Here is a 17,288-nt window from a genome sequence, read left to right as displayed (position 1 = left end):
GCCGCTCCACACTGTGATGCAAGCACGGCTCGGCGCGGACGGATCGAACCGTCCGCGCCACCGTCACTCTAGAAACGCGCCCGGACACCGATGAAGGTCCCGCGACCCGCGACACCATAGGTCCGCGTCGTCTCATAAACCTCGTCCCCGACGTTCTCGATCCGGCCATAGATCTCGACCGTGTCGTTGACCGGATAGGACGCCCTCAGATCGACCAGGGTGTAGGCGTCGAGCCGTGCCGTGTTGGACGCATTGTCGAAGCTTTCGCCCGCATAGCGCGCCGCCACCGTCGTCGACAGGCGGAAAGGCCAGACATAGGTCGCCGACAGGTTCGCCATGTCCTGGGGCCGACGCGCCAGTTCCCTGCCACGGTTGGTGTCGGGGGATTCGTTCATCGTTTCAGTGAAGGTATAGTTGGCGTCCAGTTGCAGCGCGCCGAACGTCCCCTGGGCCGCCAGCTCCACGCCATTCGCGCTGGTTTGGGCGATGTTGGCGTAATAGCCGAAGCGCCGGATTAGGACGGGGGGGGAGCCCGGGGCCGCCGTGCTTCGGAAGCACAGCGGGTTCGAAACGATGGTTTCTGTGCCCGTGCAGGAGGCGAAGTCGATCTGGTTGGTCGTGTCCCGATCAAAGTATGTCGCCGAAACGACCACCGCGCCGCCGAACAGGTGCTGCTCGACACCGGCGTCCCACCCATCCGCCTCTTCCGGAGCCAGGGCGACATTCCCGTACTCGCTGTAGAGCTGATACAGGCTGGGGGCCTTGAAGCCCTGGCCGAAGCTGGCACGCAGCACCGTCGAACCACCGTTAGGCGCCCAGGCGGCCGCCGCCTGACCCAAGGTCTTGCCGCCAAAGGCATCGTGTTCGTCACGGCGCACACCGCCGGTCAGGGTAAGCCCATCGACCACCTCGGCCTGAAGCTGTGCATAGAAGCCATCGAGCCCGACTGAGGCCGTTGCCGGGACAGGGTTCGGGGTGAAGGACGACGGCGAGGCGCTGCGGAACTCCGAGTCCTCGTGTTCGGCCCCAAAGGTCGCGGTCCAGCCTTCGCGGATGTCGAACACGCCCTGGTATTCGTAGCGCCTGTTCTCACCGCGCGAGTCGAAGGTCAGGGTGGTGTTGGCCTGGGCCGGGTTGAAGCTCTGGCGATCGGTGCGCGTGAAGCCATAGGCCACCCGGTTCTTCAGCCGGTCCTCGAACAGGTCGAAGTTGACGCCCGCATAGGCGACCAGATCCTTGGTCGTTCCATATTCGTTGGTATCGGCGAAGGAGAACGCCGGGGCCGGGAATCCATCGAAATCGACCGTGCCACTCGAATAGACGGCGCGCAGGTCGAGCGAGACATCTTCGGTCACCTTGACGTTGACGCGCCCGCTCAGGCCCGTGTTCTCATAGGCGTCGTCCTCGGTTCCGCGTGCGAAGGCCGAGAAACCATCCGTCTGATAGTGAGAGGCCGCGACGCGCCAGTCGATCCGGTCGCTCGCGCCACCGATCCCGCCGCGCAGAGAGTGCGTGCCTCGCGAACCGGCCTCGGCGTCCAGCGACGCCTGGAACGGTCGGGTCGGCCGGGCGGTGACCAGGCTGACGACGCCGCCGATCGCCTGTGATCCCCACAGGGTCGACTGGGCCCCACGCAGAACCTCGATCCGGGCGACGTCGCCGGTCAGCAGGTTGCCGAAATTGTAGCCCGCGCCGGGCGCGGACGGATCGTTCAGCTTGACGCCGTCCACGACGACCAGGGTCTGGTCACCCTCTGCCCCGCGAATGCGCAGGGCCGTGGGCTGGCCCGGCCCGCCGTTTCTGGTGACGCCGACGCCGGGTGTGCGGGCCAGAAGATCGACCACCGCTACGGCCTGGCTGGCCTCGATCTGACTCGTGGTCAGGACGGTGACCGACTGGCCGACCCGATCGGCAGGCTGAGCGGAGCGGTTGGCCGTGACGACGACGTCGCCCAACAGGGCCGTATCCTGATCGGTTGTCTGAACGGCCTGCGCCGAAGCCGTCGTGGCGGTGAGGAGAAGCGCGGCCGTGGCGGCACTGAGGTGGAGTGCGGTCTTCATTTCGGGTCCAATCCCTTGCTCGACAACGAGCCGGCCGAGATCGATCGCGATCGGACACCAGACGCGCCCGGTCGCGACCGCGCTCGCACGCGGCCCAACAGACGTCGTCATTCGGGTAGATCCCGTTCCGCTCGGCACACCACGTCCGCGCGAAGGACGACCACGACGGGCAGGTCTCCTGGCTCACGGGTCAATGCCGGTGCGCACCGCCTTCCCAGACCCGGGGGTCCAGTGGCTGATGGTGCGCGGGCTCGCCGCTTACAGTTGCGTGGGCAGTCCGGGATTTACACCCGAGTTCCCTTTTCATCCTCATCGCTGAGGAACCTGTCGCGGGGCTGCCCTTAGGGCAGGTCGTTCACATAGGCAACGGGAAAGGTTCTGGCGGAGACGGAGGGATTCGAACCCTCGGTACCCCTTACAGGGTACGACGATTTAGCAAACCGTTGCCTTCAGCCACTCGGCCACGTCTCCGGCAGGCGCTGTCGATAGCGAAGACCGTCGCCGGGCGCAATCGGGGGAGCGCCAAAGTTCGCGCGTTAACGCGACATCCATGGGGGTTGTGCAGGATGGGGCGTCCTTGTCACCGCGCCGGTTGTCCATGTCCTCCACCCTGAATGCCAGCCGCCAGCCCTCCCGCGAGCGCAGGCCACTGGATGTGAGCGGGCTCCAGGCCCTGGCGGCGACGGCCGCCCGTGGCGGGTCGGACGCAGAGGTCGCGGGTTCTGCGCGACGCGGCCCCTTCCGACCCGAAGTCTGGCTGAACGCCCGGCAAAGGCATGCCTCGCGCCTCGCGGGCCACTATTTCCGGGCGATCGACGTACTGGCGGTCCTGTCCGTGACTCTTGTCTGCGGCTGGGCGGCGGGGTCAGGCAGCCTGCTGCAGGACCGGCTGGCGCTGGTTCTGCCGTTCGGGCTGGGCGCGATCATCGTCCTGGGCCTGATGCGGTCGCTGAGCCTGTACCGGTTCTCGCGCGGCGAAGCCGTGCTGATGCATCTGGGCCGCGTTGCTGCCGTCGTGATGGCAGGCGGAGCGGTCGCCATGGCCATCGGCCTGCTGATCGACCCGGTGGAGGCCGATCTGGCTTGGCTGCTGATCTGGGCGGCCACCACCCTGCTGACCCTCTATACCCTGCACCTGATCTGGAGCGGGACGGTCGCGCGCTGGCGCGCCTCGGGCGCCCTGACCCCCAACGTGGTGCTGGTGGGTGCCACCAAACATGCCGAACGCCTGATCAAGGAGGCCCTGAAGCGGCGTGACATCAATGTTCTGGGCGTGTTCGACGACCGTCTCGCGCGATCGCCCCAGAGCATCGAGGGCGTGCCGGTGCTGGGTGGATCGAACGACCTGCTGACCCACAAGATGACGCCCTATGTCGACCGCATCGTCCTGGCCATCGATCCCAACGCCCAGGCCCGGGTGCGCGAACTGACCGCACGCCTGCAGACCCTGCCCAACGAAGTCATGCTGCTGGTCGATCCGCAGGGGTCGGATGAGCGCAATGCCGCCCTCGAACGGCTGGCGCGGGCACCGCTGGCATCGCTGGACGGCCCGCTGGACGCCGACCGCCGCGCGTTCAACAAGCGGATGCAGGACATGCTCGTCGGGGGCCTTGCGCTGTTTCTGCTGGCCCCTGTGATCGCCCTGACAGCATTGGCCGTACGCCTCGACAGTCCCGGCCCGATCTTTTTCCGCCAGCGTCGCCACGGCTTCAATCAGGAAGAGATCGTCGTGTGGAAATTCCGCTCCATGCGCCAGGAGACGGCCGACGCCACCGCCTCGCGTCAGGTCACGGCCGACGACGACCGGGTCACCCGTGTCGGCAAGATCCTGAGGTCCACCAGTCTGGACGAACTGCCCCAACTGCTCAACGTGCTCAAGGGCGAGATGTCGCTGGTCGGCCCGCGCCCGCACGCCATCGGCATGAAGACCGGCCAGATCGAATCGGCCCTGCTGGTCGCCGAATACGCCCACCGCCACCGGATGAAGCCCGGCATGACCGGCTGGGCGGCCATCAACGGCTCGCGCGGCCCGCTCCATAATGCCCAGGACGTGCGTCGCCGCGTCCAGCTCGACGTCGAATACATCGAGCGCCAGTCGCTGTGGCTCGACCTGTGGATCATGGCCCTGACCGTGCCGGTCCTGCTCGGCGATCGTCTGGCGGTTCGCTGATGTTCTGGCGGGGCGTCTGGGGCTATCTGCCGGCCAACATCGTCCAGGGCGTCGTCGGGTTCGGCGCGATCTGGGTCTTCACGCGTCTGTTGAGCGCCGACGATTTCGGCCGCTATGCCCTGGCCTTTTCGATCACGATCCTGGCCCACGTCCTGGTCTTCAGCTGGCTGGAAGCGGCTATGGCGCGCTACTGGGCGGCCCAGACCCCGGGTCAGTCCATGGCGGCCCATTTCGCCAGCCTGTACCGTACGACCTTCATCCTGATCGCCCTGTTCGTGCCAGTGGCCGGGATCACCCTGTGGCTCGTGCCGCTGGATCCGGTATTCAAGATCGCCATCGGCGCGGGATTGCTGGGCTGTCCGGTGCGCTGCCTGACCAAGCTGGCACAGGAGCGCTATCGCGCGGCGGGAGAGGTCTCGCGCTCGGCCCTGCTCGACATCGCCACTACCATCGGCGGCCTCGCGATCGGCGTGGGTTTCGCCCTCGGCGGCGCGGGCGGCGCAGCGCCCCTGATCGGGCTGGGGCTCGCCCCCCTGTGCGCCCTGCCCTTCATCCTGCCGGGCGAGCTGCGACAAGCCAGGGCCGGTGTCGTCGAAGTGGCGCGGCTCAAGACCTATGCCGCCTATGGCTATCCGATCGCGGCGTCGCTGACCCTGGCGCTGGTGCTGGCCTCGACCGACCGGTTCCTGCTGGCCATCTTCATGGATGAGGCGGCGGTCGGCGCCTATCACGCGGGCTATTCCATCGCCAACCGGACGCTAGACGTGCTGTTCCTGTGGCTAGGCGCGGCGGGTCAGCCGGCGCTGGTCATGGCGCTGGAGCGCGGCGGGCTGGATCGTCTCAAGGAAGCCGCAAAGGAACAGGCCTCGACCTTCTTCCTGATCGGCATTCCGGCGGCGGCCGGCGTGGCCCTCGTGGCGCGCCCCCTCGCCGAGGTCATGATCGGCCCGGACCTGCGCGACGCCGCCACCCTGGTGACGCCGTGGATCGCCCTGTCGGCCCTCCTCTACGGCATGACCGCCTACTATTTCGGCCAGGCCTTCACCCTGGGCCAGAAGACGCGGCTGCTGCTGGTCGCGATGATCATCCCCGCGGTGGCGAACGTCCTGCTCAACCTCGTCCTGATCCCCCGCTTCGGCCTGGTCGGCGCGGCGTGGTCGACGGCGATCAGCTTTGGTCTGGGGATGCTGGCGACCCTGGCCATGGGTCGCAAGGTCATCCCCCTGCCCATTCCGTGGGACTGTCTGATCCGCTGCCTTATCGCGGCGGGATTGATGTCGCTTGTGGTATGGACCCTGCCTCCGATCGGAGGCTTCCCCGAGCTGATGCTGGACGCCACCGTCGGGGCCCTCGTCTATGGCGCGGCGGCGGTCACCATGAACGCGGCGGGCGTACGGGACCTGATCCTGCGCCTCGTCGCCCAGGCCCGGCAGCGCAGGGCCCCCGCATGATCGTCAGAACCTTCTCCAACCCGGCCAGCCTGACCGCACAGCCGATCCTGTCGGTCCTGATCCCGTTCCTGCGCGACGACCCCCTGCCCCTGCTCGAGGCGCTGGAGACCGAAGCTGCTGCGCTGACCGGAGCCGTCGAGGTCGTGGTCATGGACGACGGCACAGCTGATCCAATGCTGACCCAGGCAATCGAGACCCGGATCGCGACCTTCGCCCTGCCCGCCACCCTTTTGACTCTGGCCACAAACGAAGGCCGATCCAAGGGCCGCAACCGACTGGCTACGGCGGCGCGGGGAAACAGCCTGCTGTTCCTCGACAGCGACATGCGGCCCGACACGCCGCATTTTCTCGGGACCTGGGCCGATCTGGTGCGGCGCGACGATCCCGCCGTCGCCTTCGGCGGCTTCTCACTGTTGCAGGCCCCGACCGACCGGCGCTTCGCCGTCCACAGGTCGATGGCGGCGAAGTCCGAATGCGTGCCCTGCGATATCCGCGCCCTGACGCCCGAGAAATACGTCTACACCTCCAACCTGCTGGTCCGCCGCAACGTCTTCGACAGCGAAGGCTTCGATGCCGCCTTCGCCGGCTGGGGCTGGGAGGACGTGGAGTGGGCCATGCGGGTGTCGCGACGATATCCCGTCATCCACGTCGACAATCCGGCGACCCACATGGGCCTCGACACCGTCCAGGCCCTGGCCGGGAAGTATGAGCAGTCGGCCGCCAACTTTGCCCGCGTCATCGCCAAACACCCCGACATCATCCAGACCTACCCCAGCTTCAAGGCTGCCCGGTTGCTGAAACGCATCCCGGCACTGGGGGCCATCCGCCCCTGGATCCGCCGCGCCGCGATGATGCAGCCCCTGCCGGTCGCGACCCGCGCCTTCGCCCTGCGCCTCTACCGCGCCGCCCTCTATGCCGAGGCGGTCTGAGATGGGCGATGTCGCGGTCCTGATCCCCACGATGCGGCGGCCCGAAAGCCTCGCCCGCGCGCTGCGGTCGGTCTTCGCGCAGACTGGCGTGGCCGACCGACTGGCCGAGATCGTCGTCATCGACAACGACCCGACCGGCAGCGCGGCAGGGGTTGTGGCCGGCTTGGCCGCCGAAAGCCCCTGCCCCCTGATCTATCACCACGAGCCGCGACCCGGCGTCGCGACGGCGCGCAACGCCGGTCTGAGCCGCACCTCAGTCCCCCTGATCGCCTTCCTCGACGACGATGAGGCGGCCGAGGCCGACTGGCTGGCTCGTCTGATCGCGGCGCGCGAGGCCCTGGGCACGGACGTCGTCTTCGGCCCTATCCACGGGCGGGTGCCCGAAGGAACGGGCTGGGCCGGTGCCTATCTGGAACGGTTCTTCGGCCGCGAGGGGCCGGCAGCGACGCAGGTAATCGACCACGCCTACGGCTGTGGCAACTCCCTGATGGTGCGGGCCACCGCCCTGCCCGGCGCAACCCCGTTCGATCCGGCCGCCGACCGCAGCGGCGGCGAGGACGACGCCCTTTTCCAGGCGCTGGAAGCGCGTGGCGGCACCTTCGGCTGGGCCGCCGACGCCTGGGTCGACGAGTTCGCCCCGCCGCACCGCGCCACCATGCGCTACGCCCTCGCCCGCGCCTTCGCCTATGGCCAGAGCCCCAGCCAGTTGGCGGCACGAGACCGCAAACCCTTCGCCGTCGCCCGCTGGATGCTGATCGGTGCCGCCCAGGCCTTCGTCTGGGGTTCCGTGACGGTCGCCTTCAGTGTGATCGGCAGCTCACGGCGGGCAGAGATGATGGACCGGACCGCAAGGGGCATGGGCAAGGTCCTTTGGTTCAAGGGCTTCGAACCCCAGTTCTACGGCGCGCGCGAACTGGCCCGCCTGGATGCGCTGAAGCCCGCCTAGCCGGTCAGGCGCTTCAGGAACGGCGGGGCCTTGTAGGTCGAACGGTTGACCACGATCCCGGCGATCCGCCCGCCCACGGCCTCGATCTCGTCGCGCAAGGTGACCGGCTCATTGGCCGGCGTCGATCCGGCCGAAACTACCAGCACGGTGGCGTCCACATAGGGGGCCAGGGTCAGGGCGACGTCGTTCCGGTCGGCGGCGGGGGCGTCGATGATGATGGTATCGCCGTGCTTGCGCATGGCGTCCCAGTAGCGGGGATCCGGCAAGGGCTCGGCGCGCTGTCCCGAACGCAGCCCCTCGGCTCTGAACCGGGTGACCCATAACCGACCGCCGAGACAGGCGCGGGCGGTCATCAGACGCGACGGCGCGACCGGCTTGTTGTCGCGTCCCAGCACCGGCGGGGTCACGACATAGAAGACCGATCCGTCGGGAGAGGCCGCCGCAGAAGGTCCCAGTCGCCCGAACCGTTCCGGCTCGGCGGCCACCGCCTCCTGCTGACCCTGCTGGATCAGGTCCGCGTCGATCAGCCAGGCGGGCTTGCGCGCCCTGACGGCGGCCAGTCGGGCGAACTCACGGGCGACCGTCGAGGTTCCTTCACCAGTCGTGGCGCAGGCGAACTGGATCACCCGGCCGCGATGAGCGGGTGCCGGTCCCAGCGCGGCCCAGAGGCCCGCCATCTCGGATGTCAGATCAACCATCGAATCGGTTACGCGTTACACGGGTTCTCAAGGCTAACACGCAGACCTCACGGCGCGCGCCTCAAGCCTTCATCGGCGCGACCGCGAGCACCGGCAAGTCCAGGGTTCGGCCGGCCGAGGCCGGGGTGATGAAGCCCCGCCGGCTGAACACCCGCAGCAGACCGACGCACAGGGCCGTGAACCCGGCGAACAGGAAGACCAGGGCCAGCAGCGGTGCCTTCAGGCTGGACCCCCGTGTCGGCGCGGCGGGGTCGGAGATCACGATGACATTATCCGCCCCGTTGCGGACCAGATCGTTCTCGGCCCGGCTCTGGCTGCCGCGTTGCTGGAACTCGCGGATGCTGGCCGTCAGGTTGTCGCGGTTGCCAGCCAGGATGGTGTTCTCGGATTCCAGCGCCGTCAGCCGCGCCTGGCGTTGGCCGATCGTGGCAAGCTGCCCATCGAGCACCGCCAGCTTGGCGGCCAGGGCGTCGCGGTCGGCCTCGGCCGTGGTGCGGGTGGTTTCCAGCGCAGTCCAGTTGGTGTTGGGCCCGGTGCGGACCTCCTTGGCCCCGACCGTGTCGCCCCCGGCGACATAGGCCTGCATGGCCGCGATCTCGGCGTCCTTGTCCTTCACCGGCTGGGCATCGGGCGTATAGCGCGCCAGCAGTTGCTCCCGCTCGGTGCGCAGCGTCAGGATCCGGTCCTGGGCCGAGATGTTCAGGTCCTGCTGCAGCACGATCTCGGCGGGCGTCATGGCCAGTTGTTGTTCGATCGTGGCCAGCCTCTGCGTCGCCTGGGTCAACTGGGCCTGGGTGCTCAGCCGGTCTGCGAAGGTCGTCTGATAGCTCGCCGCCGCCGCCGCCTTGGCCGTGGTGAAGTCGCCAATGTCGTTGGAGGCCAGGAACTGCTCATAGGCCGCGTCCACCTCGGCCAGTTCGCCCTCGAAGGCGGTCTTCTGGCGATCGATCGCCGACGTCGATCCATCCTGGAACACCTCGCGGCGATAGCCCCGATAGGCCTCGATGATCGCGGCCAGGACGTTGGCCGACTTCTCGGCGTTGTCGCTCTCATAGCCCAGGGAGATGATGCCGCTGGTCGGGGTCGTGCCGATCGACAGGCTGTCGTTGATCTCCTTGATCGCGTCGCCTTCCTGCTTGGCCATCGGCGCGGTGGAGGGCTTGGTCTGGAAGGCGGAGACGCCCAGGGTGCGGACGGCGCGCAGCTTGACCTCGCGGCTGCCGATGATCTGGGCCTCGGTATTGGCGATCTCGCCGGGCGTCGGCGGTGCCGGCCGTTCGGTCAGGGTGCCGACCCGCGACTGATAGACATATTCCTGACCGGCCCCGGCATAGATGGTGGCCCCGGCCACATAGGTCTTCTTGATCGTCAGAACCGCCGCCGCACCGATCGCGAACACGACCAGGAAGATCAGGATCATCAGCCCCAACTCGCGGAACAACAGGCCGATCACGTCCAGAAGGCCGTAACGCGGTCGGGTCGATACGGTGGCCGTCGAACGCATGACTGGGGCGAATCCGAAGAATCTGGGAATGATGCCGATCCTTGGCGGACCCGCATTAACCATTGGTTACCCATAACCGGCGAGCCTCACCGATATCGCTTCCCGGCCGAACGAGACCCCATGATTCCCGACCGCCGACACCTGTTGATGCTCATCGGCGCCGCGGCCCTGACTGGGTGCGGCGCCGCCCAAGGCATGACGCGCCAGGATCGCGGCCTGACCGGCGAGCGGATCACGACCGAAGGGTTCGAGCCCGTCGGCTTTTCCGACTGGACGGACGCCGAGCCGGAGTACCTGCTCTATCCCGGCGACGAGATCGAGATCGCCACGCCCACAGCACCCGAACTGACCCGTACGCTGAAGGTCGGCCCGGACGGCCGCGTCGCCCTGCCCCTGATCGGCCAGGTGATGGCGGCGGACCGCACCCTGTTCGAGCTGGAGACCAACGTCTCCTCGGCCCTGGCGTCACAGCTGGTGCGTCCGGTGGTCGAGATCACCCTGAAACAGGCCGGGCCGTTGAAGGTCTGGGTCACGGGCGAGGTGCGGACACCGGGCGTCTACGACATGCCGGGTGACATCGATGCGCTCCAGGCCGTCGTCATGGCCGGCGGCTATCTGCCCAGCGCACGGTCGAACAAGGTCGGGGTGATCCGTAGAGGGCCGGGCGGAACCCGCATGTTCCGGGCCATCGACCTGCGCGAGCGTCGCGGCGAGGTCGTGGCCCTGCGTCGGGGCGACATGATCTGGGTTCCGCGCTCGACTCTTGGGGAACTGGCCAACTTCTTCACCCAGGTGAAGGCGGCCCTGCCGGTCGGCTTCAACTACACGATCAACGGCCAGTACCAACAGTTTTAGGGGCTACCGCTCCCGACGCGGTCGCTCGCTGCTTGAGCCCGGCGGTCTCGTCAGGCGGCGAACTTAACCACGCCGGCGTCGACATAACGGCGGGCCGCGGCCTGGGCCTCGGCGATCTCCTCGCGTTCCATCTCGGCCGACATCTCGCGGCGATAGACGCGGGCTTCCATCGAACCCTTCATGGCCGCCAGATTGAAGATCATGTGGGCCGAGACCCGGTCCATCGGACATCCGCCCGACCCGGACGAATACATCATCCCCAGGCGGAACAGGGCGTCACCGTCCATCTCGGCGGTCGGCAGGGGGAGACCGGCAACGTCGGCGGTCTCGAACTCAGGCATCGCTTCTTGCATCACCAGATCCTCGTTGACGCCGCCCTTTCTGGGCCCGTCCTTGTAGGTCTGATCAAATACCCGTGGTTTGAAGTTAAAGTTAACGGCGCAGAGGCCCGCGAATTCTTTTCAGTAAAGGCGAAGTGAACACTGAAGTCGACGTTCACATCCTCTCAAGTCGCCGGTAACGCGGGATTCATATAGGTACAGGCGGGGTTAACGCGCGCGCTGACCGAACAGAAGTTTGCGGGCGTCTTCGGCCGCCTTGCCCGAGGCCGCCAGATTGCCTCTCAACGCCTCGCCCAGCGCGCGCCCGGCGATCACGGCAGGGCGCGACCCCACCCGATCCAGCCAGGCCTTCAGGTTCGGGAACTCATCGATGTTCTGCCCCTGGAGTTCCGGCAGGACCCAGGGCCAGGCGGCCATGTCGGCGATGGAGTAATCCCCGGCCAGATAGTCGCGGTCGGCCAGCCGCCGATCCATGACGCCATACAGCCGATGGGTCTCGTTGGTGTAGCGGGCGACGCCATAGGCGATGTGGCGCTGATCCGGCGTGATCGCCCGGGCATACTGACGGAAATGATGGGTCTGGCCCGCCATCGGGCCCAGCCCGCCGACCTGCCAGAACAGCCACTGATCGATCTCGGCCTTGCGGCGCAGGTCGGTCGCATAGAATTTGCCGGACTTGGCGGCCAGGTATTGCAGGATGGCCCCGGATTCAAAGATCGACAGCGGCAGGCCGTCGGGCCCGTCTGGATCGATGATGGCGGGCATCCGGCCGTTGGGGCTGATCTTCTGGAAGGCCGGCTCGAACTGCTCGCCCTTGCCGATGTTGACCGGCTTTAGCTCATAGGCGAGGCCCATCTCCTCCAGAGCGATGGACACCTTCCAACCGTTCGGCGTGGGCCAGTACCAGAGTTCGATCGGACGGGGCATGGCGATCCTGATGGGGGGGCTGAGGCGGCGATCCGCACGGGTGAAGCTGGGTGTCTCCGCCTCGTTACGCAACCCGGCTTCTGGCCCAACGCGACATTCAGCCGGGGTTCATGCGACAAGGACGACACCTGTCCACAAGCCGCCCGGGAAGGGCGTGCGGGGAAAACGACCATGAAACGCTCTCTGATGGTGTTTGCAGCCATCTCCGCCTTTGTCCTGCCGGCTCTCGCGCCGGTGGCGACCCTCGCCCAGGACATCGGCGACCGGGGTCAGGACGACCGCGCCCAGGGCCCCCGTCGTGACGGTGGGCGTCCCGGCAACCGCGAGGAAACCGCCGGCGGCGATCGTGGAGGCCGCGACACCAGCGGCGACCGCCGCGGCGGTGACGGCGACCGTGGCGGCGGAGGTGGCGGAGGCCGACCGGCTCGCGACGAAACACCTGCACCGCCGGCTCCGCAGCCTCAGCCAGACCGCTCGGGCGGTCAGGACAGGGTCAGCAGGCCCGACCTCGGGGGCGGCAATGCCGGCCAGGATCGGGGCGGACGTGATCGCGGCGATCGCAACGGTGGCAACAGCGGATGGAACGGGGGCGGCCAGAACCGTCCCGACCGGGACCGGCCCGACAACGGCAACGGCAACGGGGGCTGGAACGGCGGCAACCAGGGTCGCCCCGGCCAGGATCGGCCAGGCCAGGACCGCCCCAATCGCCCCGGCAACGACAATGGCGGCTGGAACGGCAACGGTGGCTGGAACGGCGGCAATCAGGATCGCCCCGGCCGGGACCGCCCGGGCCAAGATCGTCCCAACCGGCCGGACAACAACGGCGGCTGGAACGGCAACGACCGCAACCGTCCGGGCGACTGGAACAACGGCGGCGACCGCAGCCGCGACCGGGACCGGACGCGCCAGGAGTACCGCAGCCGCTTCGATTCCAATCGCTGGCAACAGAACTGGAACCGCAGCCACCGCTCCGACTGGTGGCGGTCGGACCGTCGCTTCAACGGCTGGTCCGGCGTCCGCTTCGGCTTCTATTTCGCGCCCGGCTACGGCTACTACAGCGTTCCCCGGAACTACTATGGCCGCCACTACACGATCGGCGACTACCTGCCCTCGATCTTCTGGCGCTATTCGGTGAACGACTATCGCACCTATGGGCTGGGCTATCCGCCCCCGGGCACGCGGTGGGTCTATGTCGACAATGCGATCTATCTGATCGACGAGTACGACGGCTATATCATCGATGTGATCCGCGACGCCTGGCGCTGGTAGACAGGCCATCCGCGACGATTTCGGCCCCTCTTCGGAGGGGCCGTTTTCGTATGGGCGCGCCGGTTAACCCTGAATGGGGCGTTCAGGATCGGTTCAGGCGCGGCCGACGATCCTGTCCTCACGGTGGGGTTCAACGGCCGCTGCAGGCGGCTCAGCTCAGGAGACCGAGATGAAGAGGATGATCAAGTTCGCCGCGCTTGCCGTCGCCACGGTGGCGATGACCGCAGCGCCCATGGCCGCGTCGGCCCAGTCGTGGCGCGGCGGTGGCGACCGGGACCGCGACGGCCGCTACGAGCGCTGGGAGCGCCGCGCGGACCAGAACCGCCATGACGGCGGCCGTTATACCCGCAACGAGCGTTACAACGACTACCGGCGCGGCCAGCGGGATCAGTACCGGGACAACCGCTACTACGGCCCGCCGCACGGCAACGCCTATGGCTATAACCAGCGTCGCTGGTACCGGGGGGCCACCCTGCCCTATCAGTACCGGTCCAACTGGTACATCCGGGACTACAACCGCTACGGCTATGCGCCTCCGCCGCGTGGCTACGGCTACTACCGCACCGACACCGGCGACATCGTCGTCGCGGCGCTGGCGACCGGGGTGATCCTGTCGCTGCTGGGAAACTGAGCCCCGCAAGCCATTGATATGAAGAGCCCGCCCGGAGCGATCCGGGCGGGCTTTTCGTTGCCTACAGCCCCAGCTTGGCCTTCAGGATCGCGTTGACCGAGGCCGGGTTGGCCTTGCCGCCGGTGGCCTTCATGACCTGGCCGACGAACCAGCCCAGCGCCTGGGGCTTTTCGGCGACGGCGGCGGCCTTGTCGGGGTTGGCGGCGATCAGGTCGTCGACGGCCTGCTCGATGGCACCCGTGTCGTTGACCTGAACCAAGCCGCGCGCCTCGACCACCTGACGGGGCGAGCCTTCGCCGTTCCAGACGTGGTCGAAGACTTCCTTGGCGATCTTGGAGGAGATGACACCCTCCTCGATCAGGGCGACCAGTTCGGCGACGTGGGCGGCCGGGAGCGGGCTGGCGTCGAACTCAAGCCCGTCCGCCGACAGCCGGGCCGACAGTTCGTTGGTGACCCAGTTGGCGACCAGCTTGGCGTCGCGACCGGCGGCGGCGGCCTCGAAATAGTCGGCCTTGGCCTGGTCCGAGATCAGGACGACGGCGTCGTATTGCGACAGGCCGTACTGGCTCATCAACCGGCGGCGCTTCTCGTCGGGCAGTTCGGGCAGGTTGGCCTTGATGTCGTCGATCCAGGCCTGTTCGAGTTCAAGCGGCAACAGATCGGGATCGGGGAAGTAGCGGTAATCATTCGCCTCTTCCTTGGACCGCATCGACCGGGTCTCGTTCTTCGTCGGATCATACAGGCGGGTCTCCTGGATGATCTTGCCCCCGTCCTCGAGGATCTCGATCTGGCGGCGCGCCTCGATGTTGATGGCTTGGCTGATGAAGCGGAACGAGTTGACGTTCTTGATCTCGCAGCGCGTGCCCAGGTGCTTGAAGTCGCCGTCCGCCTTGAACTTGGCATACTGGCCCTCGCGGCAGACCGAGACGTTGACGTCGGCCCGCAGGTTGCCCTTTTCCATGTCGCCGTCGCAGGTGCCCAGATAGATCAGGATGGTCCGGATCTTCTTCACATAGGCGACGGCCTCTTCCGGCGAGCGGATGTCGGGCTTGGAGACGATCTCCATCAGGGCGGTGCCGGCGCGGTTCAGGTCGACGAAGCTCTCGGTCGGCGACAGGTCGTGGATCAGCTTGCCCGCGTCCTGTTCCAGGTGCAGCCGCTCGATGCCGACGTTGAAGAACGACCCGTCCTCGGCCTCGACCTCGACGACACCCTCGCCGACGATGGGGAAGTACAACTGGCTGATCTGATAGCCGGTGGGCAGATCGGGGTAGAAATAGTTCTTGCGGTCGAACTGGCTGCGCTTGTTGATCTGGGCCTTGAGGCCCAGGCCGGTCTTGACCGCCTGTTCAACGCAGTGGCCGTTCAGGGTCGGCAGCATGCCGGGAAAGCCCGCATCGACCAGCGACACCTGCTCGTTCGGCCCCGCGCCGAAGCCCACGGCAGCGCCGGAGAACAGCTTGGCCTTCGACGCCACCTGGGCGTGGATCTCCAGCCCCATGACGATTTCCCAGGCTCCGGTGCGGCCCTGGATGAGGTTTGATTTGGTCGTGGTGTCGGTCATGGGGCTTGATTAGCGTCCTGAAGCGATCGGCGAAAGTTGCTGTCTTGAGCCTGTCTCAAATCAATGTTCTCGTAACGTTGGGAAACAGCCAGGAAACACCATGACCAAGACCCTCGCCGCCTTCGCCGCGCTCGCCCTCGTCGCGGCGCCCCTGACCAGCGCAACGAGCGCCGCCGTGGCCCAGACCGCGCCGGCACCGGCTCCGCTGACCGTGAACAGCCCGATCAAGGCGCTGCTGGCCAACCCCGCGACCAAGGCCATCCTCGACAAACACCTGCCCGGCCTGGCGAACCACCCGGCCCTGCCTCAGTTCCAGGACATGACATTGACCCAGGTCATGCCGATGTCGCAGGGGGCGGTGACCGCCGAGATCATCGCTGCCATCGACACCGACATCAAAGCTCTGCCGGCCCGTTGATCAGACCGGGCCTCTCCCCCAAGGAGAGGCCCGGGCTCGCTAGTTCACCACCACTTATCCGCCTTGCCGGTAAAGCCCGCCGCCTTTTCCAGCGCCGACGCCACCTGGAACACCGTGGCTTCGTCCAGGGCCTTGCCGATGACCTGAAGGCCCAGCGGCAGTCCGTTCGGATCGACGCCGGCGGGGACCGAGATGCCCGGCAGGCCCGCCAGGTTGGCGGTCACCGTGAAGATGTCGTTGAGGTACATGGTCACCGGATCGACCTCCTTGTCGCCGATGGCGAAGGCGGCCGACGGGGTGGAGGGGGTCAGGATGGCGTCGACCTGGTCCCAGACGTTGTCGAAGTCCTCGGCGATGCGGCGGCGGACCTTCAGCGCCCGGACGTAGTAGGCGTCGTAGAATCCGGCCGACAGCACATAGGCGCCGATGGTCAGGCGGCGCTGGACCTCCTTGCCGAAGCCCTCGGCGCGGCTGGTCTCGTAGAGGTCGGTCAGGCTGGTGGCGTTCTTCGCCCGATGCCCGAAGCGCATTCCGTCATAGCGGGCCAGGTTGGACGAGGCCTCGGCCGGGGCGACGATATAGTAGGTCGGCAGGGCATATTTGGTGTGCGGCAGGGAGATGTGGACGATCTCGCAACCGGCGTCCTTGAGCCAGGTCATGCCCTGGGCCCACAGGGCCTGAATCTCGTCAGGCATGCCGTCGACGACGTATTCGGCCGGGACGCCGATGCGCAGGCCCTTGACCGAGTTGCCGACGAAGCGGGACCAGTCGGGTGTGGGGATGTCGAGGCTGGTCGAATCCTTGACGTCGAACGAGCACATCGACTTCAGTAGCAGGGCCGCGTCCTCGACGTTCTTGGCGATCGGCCCGGCCTGATCCAGCGAACTGGCGAAGGCGACCATGCCGTAGCGGCTGGCCCGGCCGTAGGTGGGCTTGATCCCGACCGTGCCGGTGAAGGCGGCCGGCTGGCGGATCGAACCGCCGGTGTCCGACGCCGTGGCGGCCAGGCAGAGGTCTGCGGCGACGGCGCAGGCCGATCCGCCCGAGCTGCCGCCCGGGGTCAGGTCAGCGTTTGAACCCTTTGATTTCCAGGGGTTCACGACCGGACCGAAGGCCGATGTCTCGTTTGACGAGCCCATGGCGAACTCGTCCATGTTCAGTTTGCCCAGCATCACCGCCCCGTCGCGCCACAGGTTGGCGGTGACGGTGGATTCATACGGCGGGACGAAGCCGCGCAGCATGTTGGAGCCGGCCGTGGTCTGGACACCGTCGGTGCAGAACAGGTCCTTGATGCCCAGCGGCGCGCCTTCCAGGACGCCGCCCTGGCCGGCGGCGAGGCGAGCGTCGGATGCCCTGGCCATGTCGATCGCCTTGTCGGCGGTGACCTCGACATAGGCGTTCAGGGTCGGGTTGGCGGCCTCGATGTTGGACAGGAAGGCGCGGGTGATCTCTTCCGAGGAAAAGGTCTTCGCCTTGAGGCCGTCGACGGCCCCCTTGAGGGTCAGTTGGGTCAGGTCGCTCATGA

General features: G+C 67.3%; 15 protein-coding genes, 1 tRNA gene and 1 riboswitch. Of the genes, 8 read left to right on the top strand and 8 right to left on the bottom strand.

Annotation, left to right across the window (positions count from 1 at the left end; genetic code table 11):
- Window positions 1–68 precede the first annotated feature (68 nt).
- Both O5K39_RS13930 and O5K39_RS13925 read right to left on the bottom strand, forming a co-directional pair.
- Window positions 69–2,060: a TonB-dependent receptor gene (locus tag O5K39_RS13930; RefSeq protein WP_271144216.1), complete on the bottom strand. Its 1,992-nt coding sequence runs from the start codon at window positions 2,058–2,060 to the stop codon at window positions 69–71.
- A gap of 150 nt (window positions 2,061–2,210) precedes the next feature.
- A riboswitch (cobalamin riboswitch) is annotated at window positions 2,211–2,403 on the bottom strand.
- A 36-nt stretch (window positions 2,404–2,439) separates the two neighbouring features.
- Window positions 2,440–2,531, bottom strand: a tRNA-Ser gene (locus O5K39_RS13925).
- A 127-nt stretch (window positions 2,532–2,658) separates the two neighbouring features.
- On the opposite strand from O5K39_RS13925, the gene O5K39_RS13920 reads away from it, so the two are divergent.
- From O5K39_RS13920 to O5K39_RS13905, 4 genes are read left to right on the top strand one after another with little or no spacing between them, the layout of a single operon-like run.
- Window positions 2,659–4,230: an exopolysaccharide biosynthesis polyprenyl glycosylphosphotransferase gene (locus tag O5K39_RS13920; protein WP_271144215.1), complete on the top strand. Its 1,572-nt coding sequence runs from the start codon at window positions 2,659–2,661 to the stop codon at window positions 4,228–4,230.
- Window positions 4,230–5,681, top strand: a complete 1,452-nt coding sequence (locus O5K39_RS13915; protein WP_271144214.1) for a lipopolysaccharide biosynthesis protein — start codon at window positions 4,230–4,232, stop codon at window positions 5,679–5,681. Before O5K39_RS13920 ends, O5K39_RS13915 begins: the two co-directional genes overlap by 1 nt.
- The gene (locus O5K39_RS13910) at window positions 5,678–6,610 is read left to right on the top strand and encodes a glycosyltransferase family A protein (protein ID WP_271144213.1); all 933 of its coding nucleotides are present in this window, start codon (window positions 5,678–5,680) and stop codon (window positions 6,608–6,610) included. The genes O5K39_RS13915 and O5K39_RS13910 overlap by 4 nt, the downstream gene beginning before the upstream one ends.
- 1 nt (window position 6,611) lies before the next feature.
- On the top strand, window positions 6,612–7,556 hold the full coding sequence (locus O5K39_RS13905) for a glycosyltransferase family 2 protein (RefSeq protein ID WP_271144212.1): 945 nt from the start codon (window positions 6,612–6,614) through the stop codon (window positions 7,554–7,556).
- Here the strand turns inward: O5K39_RS13905 and O5K39_RS13900 are convergent.
- Window positions 7,553–8,254, bottom strand: coding sequence for a hfsB (locus O5K39_RS13900; RefSeq protein WP_271144211.1), 702 nt, complete (start codon window positions 8,252–8,254; stop codon window positions 7,553–7,555). The genes O5K39_RS13905 and O5K39_RS13900 overlap by 4 nt on opposite strands.
- Before the next feature lie 61 nt (window positions 8,255–8,315).
- Entirely contained in the window at window positions 8,316–9,758 is a 1,443-nt protein-coding gene (locus O5K39_RS13895) for a chain-length determining protein (protein ID WP_271144210.1), read from the bottom strand.
- A gap of 147 nt (window positions 9,759–9,905) precedes the next feature.
- On the opposite strand from O5K39_RS13895, the gene O5K39_RS13890 reads away from it, so the two are divergent.
- Entirely contained in the window at window positions 9,906–10,613 is a 708-nt protein-coding gene (locus O5K39_RS13890; RefSeq protein WP_271144209.1) for a polysaccharide biosynthesis/export family protein, read from the top strand.
- 50 nt (window positions 10,614–10,663) lie between these two features.
- On the opposite strand, the gene O5K39_RS13885 is transcribed toward O5K39_RS13890, so the two are convergent.
- Window positions 10,664–10,966 (bottom strand): sel1 repeat family protein, encoded by a 303-nt coding sequence (locus tag O5K39_RS13885; protein ID WP_271144208.1) that lies wholly within the window; start codon window positions 10,964–10,966, stop codon window positions 10,664–10,666.
- A 195-nt stretch (window positions 10,967–11,161) separates the two neighbouring features.
- On the bottom strand, window positions 11,162–11,881 hold the full coding sequence (locus tag O5K39_RS13880; RefSeq protein ID WP_271144207.1) for a glutathione S-transferase N-terminal domain-containing protein: 720 nt from the start codon (window positions 11,879–11,881) through the stop codon (window positions 11,162–11,164).
- A gap of 171 nt (window positions 11,882–12,052) precedes the next feature.
- Here O5K39_RS13880 and O5K39_RS13875 point away from each other — a divergent pair, with 171 nt between their 5' ends.
- Both O5K39_RS13875 and O5K39_RS13870 read left to right on the top strand, forming a co-directional pair.
- Complete coding sequence (locus O5K39_RS13875) at window positions 12,053–13,150, top strand: RcnB family protein (RefSeq protein WP_271144206.1); 1,098 nt, start codon at window positions 12,053–12,055, stop codon at window positions 13,148–13,150.
- Between the two features lie 169 nt (window positions 13,151–13,319).
- On the top strand, window positions 13,320–13,781 hold the full coding sequence (locus tag O5K39_RS13870) for an RcnB family protein (RefSeq protein ID WP_271144205.1): 462 nt from the start codon (window positions 13,320–13,322) through the stop codon (window positions 13,779–13,781).
- A 61-nt stretch (window positions 13,782–13,842) separates the two neighbouring features.
- On the opposite strand, the gene gatB is transcribed toward O5K39_RS13870, so the two are convergent.
- Window positions 13,843–15,345, bottom strand: coding sequence for an Asp-tRNA(Asn)/Glu-tRNA(Gln) amidotransferase subunit GatB (gatB, locus tag O5K39_RS13865; RefSeq protein ID WP_271144204.1), 1,503 nt, complete (start codon window positions 15,343–15,345; stop codon window positions 13,843–13,845).
- A 100-nt stretch (window positions 15,346–15,445) separates the two neighbouring features.
- On the opposite strand from gatB, the gene O5K39_RS13860 reads away from it, so the two are divergent.
- Complete coding sequence (locus O5K39_RS13860; RefSeq protein WP_271144203.1) at window positions 15,446–15,763, top strand: hypothetical protein; 318 nt, start codon at window positions 15,446–15,448, stop codon at window positions 15,761–15,763.
- 44 nt (window positions 15,764–15,807) lie between these two features.
- Here the strand turns inward: O5K39_RS13860 and gatA are convergent, their stop codons facing one another.
- Window positions 15,808–17,286 (bottom strand): Asp-tRNA(Asn)/Glu-tRNA(Gln) amidotransferase subunit GatA, encoded by a 1,479-nt coding sequence (gene gatA, locus O5K39_RS13855; protein WP_271144202.1) that lies wholly within the window; start codon window positions 17,284–17,286, stop codon window positions 15,808–15,810.
- Window positions 17,287–17,288 lie beyond the last annotated feature (2 nt).

Source organism: Brevundimonas sp. NIBR10 (assembly GCF_027912515.1).
In the GTDB taxonomy this organism is placed as follows: Bacteria; Pseudomonadota; Alphaproteobacteria; order Caulobacterales; family Caulobacteraceae; genus Brevundimonas.
The sequence above is the reverse complement of the archived record's forward strand: the minus strand, read 5'-3'. Positions and strand labels throughout refer to the sequence as shown.